General features: G+C 37.8%; 9 protein-coding genes and 2 pseudogenes. 5 read left to right on the forward strand and 6 right to left on the reverse strand.

The features are described 5' to 3' along the window. Nucleotides 1–23: 23 nt before the first annotated feature. Complete coding sequence (locus HHO47_RS12915) at nt 24–1,343, forward strand: NupC/NupG family nucleoside CNT transporter (protein WP_432651936.1); 1,320 nt, start codon at nt 24–26, stop codon at nt 1,341–1,343. Between the two features lie 759 nt (nt 1,344–2,102). Here HHO47_RS12915 and HHO47_RS12920 read toward each other — a convergent pair. Beyond that, nucleotides 2,103–2,312 (reverse strand): cold-shock protein, encoded by a 210-nt coding sequence (locus HHO47_RS12920; protein WP_016706454.1) that lies wholly within the window; start codon nt 2,310–2,312, stop codon nt 2,103–2,105. Nucleotides 2,313–2,616: 304 nt separating this feature from the next. On the opposite strand from HHO47_RS12920, the pseudogene HHO47_RS12925 reads away from it, so the two are divergent. Beyond that, a pseudogene (locus HHO47_RS12925) lies at nt 2,617–2,853 on the forward strand (transposase family protein); the annotation flags it as partial. Nucleotides 2,854–3,117: 264 nt separating this feature from the next. Here the strand turns inward: HHO47_RS12925 and HHO47_RS12930 are convergent. Both HHO47_RS12930 and HHO47_RS12935 read right to left on the reverse strand, forming a co-directional pair. Continuing rightward, nucleotides 3,118–3,603: a GNAT family N-acetyltransferase gene (locus tag HHO47_RS12930; RefSeq protein ID WP_169020665.1), complete on the reverse strand. Its 486-nt coding sequence runs from the start codon at nt 3,601–3,603 to the stop codon at nt 3,118–3,120. A gap of 172 nt (nt 3,604–3,775) precedes the next feature. Continuing rightward, on the reverse strand, nt 3,776–4,285 hold the full coding sequence (locus HHO47_RS12935) for a DUF6622 family protein (RefSeq protein ID WP_169020666.1): 510 nt from the start codon (nt 4,283–4,285) through the stop codon (nt 3,776–3,778). Between the two features lie 188 nt (nt 4,286–4,473). Between HHO47_RS12935 and HHO47_RS12940 the strand changes: the two genes are divergently transcribed. Then, complete coding sequence (locus tag HHO47_RS12940) at nt 4,474–4,722, forward strand: type II toxin-antitoxin system Phd/YefM family antitoxin (RefSeq protein ID WP_169020667.1); 249 nt, start codon at nt 4,474–4,476, stop codon at nt 4,720–4,722. After that, nucleotides 4,712–4,999, forward strand: coding sequence for a type II toxin-antitoxin system RelE family toxin (locus HHO47_RS12945; protein ID WP_169020668.1), 288 nt, complete (start codon nt 4,712–4,714; stop codon nt 4,997–4,999). The genes HHO47_RS12940 and HHO47_RS12945 overlap by 11 nt, the downstream gene beginning before the upstream one ends. Before the next feature lie 99 nt (nt 5,000–5,098). Here HHO47_RS12945 and HHO47_RS12950 read toward each other — a convergent pair whose 3' ends face one another. The 3 genes from HHO47_RS12950 to HHO47_RS12960 form a co-directional block, all read right to left on the reverse strand. Next, nucleotides 5,099–5,362 carry a type II toxin-antitoxin system RelE family toxin gene (locus HHO47_RS12950; protein ID WP_169020669.1) on the reverse strand — a complete coding sequence of 88 codons (264 nt, stop codon included), beginning with the start codon at nt 5,360–5,362 and terminating at the stop codon, nt 5,099–5,101. Then, nucleotides 5,349–5,582, reverse strand: coding sequence for a ribbon-helix-helix domain-containing protein (locus HHO47_RS12955; protein WP_169020670.1), 234 nt, complete (start codon nt 5,580–5,582; stop codon nt 5,349–5,351). The genes HHO47_RS12950 and HHO47_RS12955 overlap by 14 nt, the downstream gene beginning before the upstream one ends. 186 nt (nt 5,583–5,768) lie before the next feature. Continuing rightward, on the reverse strand, nt 5,769–6,746 hold the full coding sequence (locus HHO47_RS12960; RefSeq protein WP_169020671.1) for an alpha/beta fold hydrolase: 978 nt from the start codon (nt 6,744–6,746) through the stop codon (nt 5,769–5,771). Nucleotides 6,747–6,881: 135 nt separating this feature from the next. On the opposite strand from HHO47_RS12960, the pseudogene HHO47_RS12965 reads away from it, so the two are divergent. After that, nucleotides 6,882–7,004: pseudogene (locus tag HHO47_RS12965) on the forward strand (IS110 family transposase); the annotation flags it as partial.

Below are 7,004 nucleotides of genomic sequence, written 5' to 3' on the forward strand. Positions count from 1 at the left end.
TTATGAGCTTAGTCGGCATGTGTATGCTGCTAGGCATTGCATTTGCGGCCTCGACAAATCGCAAAGCAATTAGTTTAAGAACTGTCGGTATCGCTTTTGCCATGCAGTTCATAATAGGTGGTTTTGTCCTGTTTTCAGAAGCAGGTAAAAATGCATTAGTTGGCATGTCAAAAGCCGTATCATCAGTGATCGGTTTTGCTAATGATGGTATTAGCTTTTTATTTGGACCATTAGCAAATCAGGATACGTTAGGGTTTATTTTTGCTATTCAAGTATTGCCCGTTATTGTGTTTTTCTCAGCATTAGTTGCTGTGTTATATCACTTAGGCATTATGGATTGGATAATCAGAATATTAGGCGGTGGTTTACAAAAGCTGTTGAAAACCTCACGCACCGAGTCGCTTTCAGCAACCGCAAACATTTTTGTTGGTCAAACTGAAGCGCCACTAATTGTTAAACCTTTTATTGCAACGATGACTAAATCAGAGTTATTTGCAGTGATGGTAGGTGGCTTAGCAACGGTAGCAGGCTCAGTAATGGCCGGTTACGTAATTATTGGTGTAGAGCTTAAATATTTAATTGCAGCCAGCTTTATGGCAGCGCCGGGTGGTTTCTTAATGGCCAAGATGATTGTGCCAGAGACCGAAACACCAAAAGATACGTTAGCTGATTTAGAGCTTGACGAAGACAAGCCAGTTAACGTTATTGATGCTGCAGCATCGGGGGCTGCAAATGGCATGCATTTAGCACTAAATGTAGGTGCAATGCTATTAGCATTTGTTGCTTTAATAGCTTTATTAAATGGTTTGTTTGGCGGCATTGGAGGTTTATTAGCTAGCATCGGCGGTTGGTTAATTAACTTCAGTAATTTATTAGATAGCACTGCTCGTGACTGGGCGGTAATAGATGGAATCGCAAGTTTATTTAACTCCATTGGTGATTCGCTAAATAGCACTGGAGCTTGGATAAGCACTTTAACGTTACAAATGATTTTAGGCTATATATTTGCACCGGTTGCCTGGTTACTTGGTGTACCGTGGAGTGAAGCAATTATAGCCGGTAGCTTTATTGGTCAAAAAATAGTAGTGAATGAGTTTGTTGCTTATTTAGACTTTATAAATTATCGCGATACGTTAAGCGCACACACACAAGCGATTGTCACATTCGCGTTATGTGGGTTTGCTAACTTATCATCGATAGCCATTTTACTAGGTGGATTAGGCGGTATGGCGCCTAGTCGGCGAAAGGATATCGCACGCTTAGGGCTCAGAGCAGTGTTAGCAGGATCTATGGCTAACCTTATGAGCGCCGCAATTGCAGGTTTTTTCCTCTCGCTAGCTTAGAAACTTTGAGATGAGCCTTAGTTGCAAAACAATAAGATAAGCCTTTAAGGGGTTAAAGACTTATCTTACTTGAACGATACTTCACAAAGGGCCTTTATGGCCCTTTTATCGTTTTTAATTCACCGTTTATTTCCATACGTTATTGCTATGCTCAAAGCTCTACCTATCGCCAAAAAGTGAATAAATACGGCTACTTATTAACCCGCTACTTCTTTGTGTCAGTGCTCAAGGCATTGCCCGTCAAAACTTAATGGTTGTGACCGAATTGTCGCCGCCAAATCAAGTTTTGCTTAACCTACAGTATTGGCAGATACTACAGAGCGCGAAACACTCTTCATTGGATAGGACACCAGTAGCACAGTTTGAAATGAGCTTTGTAACACTCTCTGAGCGCAGCTATATTAACTTTAATGAAACAGATCAGGGAAAGCAATATAAAATAGCCGTACAGCGCTATGACCAAATTGCTATAATTAGTAATCTAAAAAGAATTCTGAGTCGAGAATTAAATCGATTCTGTTTTTCAAAAAAATAGGTTTACATACTCATAATGGTGAGCTACTTTCAATAGCTTCTTATTTTGTTTAAAGTCAACACTCTCCACTAACTACGTATAAATAACCCCTCTGACGACCCCTAACATATATGCAATCATTTGAGTAATTATAAAAAATAGGAAGATCAGCAAGTTATGTCAGCTTTCAAACACAAAAAAGCAAGCCTAAGCTTGCTTTTTTTTATTCTACCTAAAAGGCAAAATTAAACTGGAGTGATGTTCTCAGCTTGTGGACCTTTTTGACCTTGTGAAAGAGTAAACTCTACACGTTGCCCTTCAGCTAAAGTTTTGAAACCTTCGCTTTTGATTGCTGAGAAATGTGCGAAAACGTCTGGGCCATTTTCTTGCTCAATGAAACCAAAACCTTTAGACTCGTTAAACCACTTAACTGTACCTGATACGATGTTAGACATAGTAATATCCTGATATAAAAATAAAATAATTGCTCTAATGAGCGGTGTAGCAAAAAAATGAGATGGTACTTTAAAAACTTCAGGACGGTACTACAAGTATTACTTATACAACATCGAAATGGAGATTTATAGCTTTCATGCTTCTTTCTAGCTGCAGCAAACTATACAGGGTATATACGTTATGTCAACCCCTTTATTAGTTATTATATAAATACCCAGCTACGGCAAGATCATTATAAATAGCACTTTATAGAACATGTAGTGCTCAGATCAAGGCATAATAATCACCTTGGTCACGTAAAATATGAGCGCTACTTTTCTGAAACACTCTAATTCAATTACCGATCCTCGTATTGAACGCTGTAAAAAGCATGAGCTTATCGATATTTTCCTTTTAGCCATTAGTGCTGTACTCTCCGGCGCAGAAGGATGGGAGGATATTGAAGACTTTGGGCACTTAAAACTTGATTGGTTAAAAAGATATGGCGCTTTCAAAGCGGGTATCCCAAGACACGACACCATAGCCCGTGTCACTTGTCACTTGTCACTTGTCACTTCTCAGGAGAGTAGGGTCACCCATTAGAAAGTTCATCGTGCATTTAATGAATTTCAAACAACAGCGCTAGTGGCGCTGCATCACTTTGCCTACTTCGCTGGCAACATCTGCCAACGACAACCAAAATAAATATAGCTCTGCGTTAAAGTTAACAATTAACTACGGATGTCATATTTTCTACTCTAGTTTACTGCTTAAAGATAGTTGACAGGCAATAGGCAAGACGCGACCCCATTCTTTCGCGTTAATTCAAAAAGTTAACAGCATATCATTCCATTGTGCACCGCCATGACTTGAATCTGATACACCTTGATGAACAAATCCAAAGCTTTGGTAAAACTTAACAAGGTGATCTTTACAAGTAAGTACCATACCTTTATGTTTACGGTTTTGGCTAAACTCAATAAAATATTTGGTAAGTGCCGATGCATACCCCTGGTTTTGGTATTCAGGATCTACTGCCAAACCAAATACAGTTTGGTACCCACCTTGAGGGCAATGAAGATTACTATCAGAATACAACGCATCAGGAAGTTCCGGAGCATTGTAGATACAGCCGTTAATGTGACCAACAACAATACCACCACTCTCAAGTACAAAAAAACATTCAGGAAAAGCTGAAAATCGTTTTTTAAATAACTCTAATGGCGCAGCTTCAGACTCGGAAAAGCAAATTCCTTCTATTTCAGCCATACGGCTAATATCTTCTTTCATAGCTTGACGAATTTTGTACATTTAAATTCCTTTCTATATTGGAGATGTGCCTACAACATTTTGTAAGGCTGACAACTCTCGGAGTAAATATCTGGGCACATAACGCCGCTGTAAGCTGCATTTTTGTAGGAACCTGTTTGTGCGATTTTGCACAAACAGAAGTGACGGAAAAAATGTCAGATTCACAGCTTTGTTAAGCATCTCTTGCAACCGGTTGCAATCCAATTATACGCCAGGTACTTATTGCTCTTGCTACAAAAACCCCACTAAACGCTCCGTAAATTAAGCTACATACAATTATAAATACGGGATTCGATACGACAGTCGGCTGTAATGCGTTTAATACACCAACAAAATATTTGGTAAAGAAAATTGCCATCATTAGTACAAAAGGAATCCAGCTTCCAGTAATGTTGAAGCTTTCAGTTTCAACATTGAATTGGACGTCTTTTACAGGCAAATATTTTGCTACCAAAATTGCCACACACGCAAGGGCAAAAAACCATAATCCGATAGGAGTCAGCGATAAACCAAAGCTGGATGACACCCCAAAATATGAAAGAAAAACCATGCCTATTGGTAAAGGTAAAATCAGGTATTTCTTTACTGTTCGTTCTTTGGATTGCTGAAACCCTAGTACAGCTAGGAATATAAATAAACCAAATACCCATTTTGGAGTGTGTGCTAATATTTCGATTATCAAGCCTTATCGTCCCTATGTTGTGTTATTTCTTGCTGATCGCCACAATAAGCGGCAATAAAACAGTTTGGCTAAAATTAGCGAAGAATGAGCAAAAAGCCAACTGTTTTTTGTCCGTTTAATTGCCTTGTTATGTTTCGGGGATTATACTAAGACCTAAATAGAGACCACTTTAAAGTACTGAGTAACGTATGACTACTAGAATATTAACAGAAGCAGCAGCAAGCATTAGTGAATTGAAAGCTAACCCTATGAAAGTTGCTATGAGCGCAGATGGTGATGCCATTGCTGTTTTAAATAGGAATGAACCTGCTTTTTATTGCATACCAGCAGATACTTATGAATTTATGATGGATCATATGGAAGATCTTGAGCTATTGAGTATTGCTGAATCTAGAAAAAATGAAGAGAGTGTAAAGGTCAGTTTAAATGAGCTATGAGTTAGAGTTTAAAAAGACAGCACTGAAAGAATGGAAGAAGCTTGGCTCTACAGTACAACAACAGTTTAAAAAGAAACTAAGTGAAGTTTTAGAAAACCCAAATATTCAAAGTGCTAAATTATCGGGTGCCAATGAACTTTATAAGATTAAATTAAGACAAGCTGGCTACCGCCTAGTGTACGAAGTAAATGATTCTATCATTACCGTCACTGTGATTTCAGTAGGAAAGCGTGACAAAGGAAAAGTCTACAAAGTTGCAATGAAACGAACAAGCTAGAGAAACCAACGCCTCAATCAGAGGCAAAAATCAGTTGGTTAAAATTAGCGACGCAGGAGCAACAAAACCAACTGTTTTTTGTCCTACTGAATTGACTTCTTAGTTGCTTTTATACACCTGTGATCTATGAGCAACTTTTACTACATTAACGACAAGTACATCATCTTTTATTTCATACACTATTCGATACAAACCTTGGCGAACTCTATAATTTTCCTGCCCTGAAAGTTTAATACAACCTTCCCCTCGAGGGTTTACAGCTAATGTATCTATTTTACTTAGGATCTTTTTTATATCGTTTTTAGGTATAACTCGTAAATCTTTAGCCACTGATTTTTTAAACGTTATTCTATATTTTTCCATGTGACTTCAAATCATTTAATAAATCTTCATATGAAATATCAGGCTCATTGGCTCTTGCTGATACAGCGGCTAAATCCTCTTGATCTTCACGCATTAATAAGCGAACAGCTTCATCAATTAACTCAGAAACTGATAAATGAGCTGAAGCAGCGCGCATTTTTAGTGCTTGGTGTATATCAGGCTCAAAGTAAACGGTAGAACGTTTTGATAGGTTACTCATTATTATGTCTCCATTAATTCGATAAAAACATCATAACACCATAGCGTCATGATGTCACGATACAGCGAGAAGTAACTAGCCCTGTTAACAGGCTAAATATTGTTGGCTAAAATTAGCGACGAAGGAGCAAATGCCAACAGTATTTTGTCCTTATTTAACAGTTTGTTAGCTGCTGTTGTAATGGTTTTAAAGACCAAATAGCCACTTTTCTATTTTGTTGGCGTCTGTTTGACTGAAAACCATTAGGCTTGAATGTGCGCGATTTTCAAATATTAGCTTTGTTAACTGCTTATTGTTGACCGACGAAAAGTAACTTGGCGGTGAAATTGAGTCGACATTCGAATTTATTAACAAAGCTGGTTTACTGCTTTCAATTAAATTTATTAATAAATCCGTTTCTTCTAAAGTAACTGATGCTTCATTCATTGTATGGGTAACAATATCATCTACTCTATCAGAAAATAAACTGCTCAGCTTGGGAGCCTTATTTGGTAAATACTCTTTTGCGGCAAGGTCGAATCTCATCATAGGAGCTAGTAAAATAGCTGCATCTACATATTCAGATGACAGTAAGTTGCTTGCCGCTAGAGTTCCCATTGAGTGCCCAACAACAACAGTTAATTCTTTGTCACCTTTTTTATTTGCTAATTTACTGAGCAGTTGAGAAAGCACCCGATGTTCTTTAGAACCGAAAGCAAATTTTTCTAGTGATTCGCCATGACCAAATAAATCAGGGATGATCACTTTCATGCCGAGCGCCCTAAAATAAATAGCAGTAGCTATCATAACTTCCTTTTTGCCGCCATATCCATGCAACAATAGAGCTGTCCCCTTGAAACGATTAAATGTATTAGGAGTCATTGTGTGAGATATCGTATTCTCTACTCCATTGCTTACTGCGTGAAGGTTGTAATATACAGAACTACCCACAGGAAAATTTTCAGAGAGGTAAGGGGGCGCTGCAAGATATTGGATACACTCCTTTGAATTATGCGAACAGAACTCATGTTTTGTGAAACCAATTTCTTCAGGTTTAGCTTTGATAAATTCTGCCTCTGATAGGTAAAGATCAGGATTAGATATTATGTAGCTTCCAATTGAAGTACAGCCAGATAATAACTGAGTGAAAACAATTAGGAAAACTAGTTTAATTTTGTTGTTCATCTTTACTACAGTACTTTAAGTTACTCACGGAACTCTGCTTTGGCAGCTAACGAATGATATGGACTCCCCTTACCAAACGGCATCTATGTGCCATATTGAAAGGTGTTAAAAACATTCAATAAAAGGAGAGACCATATGTATCCAATTAAAGCACTTGGCATCGATTTAGCCAAATTAGTTTTTAGTATTCATGGTGTTGACGAACATAGCAAGTGTAAATTACGTAAAACTGTTAAAAGAAACAAACTGTTAGCTGAA

The organism is Pseudoalteromonas arctica (assembly GCF_012927645.1).
GTDB classification, from domain to species: domain Bacteria; phylum Pseudomonadota; class Gammaproteobacteria; order Enterobacterales; family Alteromonadaceae; genus Pseudoalteromonas; species Pseudoalteromonas arctica_A.

Bases quoted from the DNA above. Each gene is read 5' to 3' on its own strand.
- HHO47_RS12915 (WP_432651936.1), top strand. From the start codon at position 24: ATGCTGCTAGGCATTGCATTTGCGGCCTCGACAAATCGCAAAGCAATT.
- HHO47_RS12920 (WP_016706454.1), bottom strand. From the start codon at position 2,312: ATGTCTAACATCGTATCAGGTACAGTTAAGTGGTTTAACGAGTCTAAA.
- HHO47_RS12930 (WP_169020665.1), bottom strand. From the start codon at position 3,603: ATGTACAAAATTCGTCAAGCTATGAAAGAAGATATTAGCCGTATGGCT.
- HHO47_RS12940 (WP_169020667.1), top strand. From the start codon at position 4,474: ATGACTACTAGAATATTAACAGAAGCAGCAGCAAGCATTAGTGAATTG.
- HHO47_RS12945 (WP_169020668.1), top strand. From the start codon at position 4,712: ATGAGCTATGAGTTAGAGTTTAAAAAGACAGCACTGAAAGAATGGAAG.
- HHO47_RS12950 (WP_169020669.1), bottom strand. From the start codon at position 5,362: ATGGAAAAATATAGAATAACGTTTAAAAAATCAGTGGCTAAAGATTTA.
- HHO47_RS12955 (WP_169020670.1), bottom strand. From the start codon at position 5,582: ATGAGTAACCTATCAAAACGTTCTACCGTTTACTTTGAGCCTGATATA.
- HHO47_RS12960 (WP_169020671.1), bottom strand. From the start codon at position 6,746: ATGAACAACAAAATTAAACTAGTTTTCCTAATTGTTTTCACTCAGTTA.